This window comes from Vibrio sp. 1249-1 (assembly GCF_033340495.1).
In genome coordinates, this window is sequence record NZ_JAWOWJ010000299.1 from 1 (window position 1) to 855 (window position 855).

Consider the following 855-nt stretch of genomic DNA (forward strand, 5'->3'; position numbering starts at 1 on the left):
AGCTGTGTAGAGTTTTACAAACAGCATTTCCCGGACCGTTTCTATCTAGAATTGATTCGTACAGGTCGTCCGGATGAAGAGACGTACTTGCACTTTGCCATCGATCTCGCTGAGCAACATGACTTGCCCGTGGTCGCGACAAACGAAGTGGTTTTCCTAAGTGCAGACCTTTTCGATGCGCATGAGATTCGTGTTGCGATTCATGATGGTTACACATTAGAAGATCCACGCCGACCAAAAAATTACAGCCCGCAGCAGTACCTTCGCACTGAAGAGGAAATGTGTGAGCTGTTTGCTGATATTCCAGAAGCGCTAGAAAACAGTGTCGAGATCGCCAAGCGTTGTAACGTGACCGTTCGTTTGGGTGAATACTTCTTGCCAGCCTTCCCAACAGAAGGGATGGAAGAAACTGAATTCTTGGTCATGAAGTCGCGAGAAGGTTTGGAAGAGCGTCTAGAGTTCCTATTCCCTAATGAAGAAGAGCGCAAAAAGCGCCGTCCAGAATACGACGAGCGTTTACAAATCGAACTCGACGTAATCAACCAAATGGGGTTCCCAGGCTACTTCTTGATCGTAATGGAGTTCATCCAGTGGTCGAAAGACAACGCGATTCCAGTCGGTCCTGGTCGTGGTTCGGGTGCCGGTTCTTTGGTGGCCTACGCGCTGAAAATCACCGATCTTGATCCGCTTGAATATGACTTGCTCTTCGAACGTTTCTTGAACCCAGAACGTGTATCCATGCCCGATTTCGACGTCGACTTTTGTATGGATAAGCGTGACCAAGTGATTGATCACGTTGCCGAAATGTACGGACGCGATGCCGAATCTAAGATAATAACATTACGTGCGATGGCG

General features: G+C 48.2%; 1 pseudogene. It reads left to right on the forward strand.

From position 1 onward, the window contains the following. Positions 1-855, forward strand: a pseudogene (gene dnaE / locus R7Z50_RS25975) (DNA polymerase III subunit alpha); the annotation flags it as partial.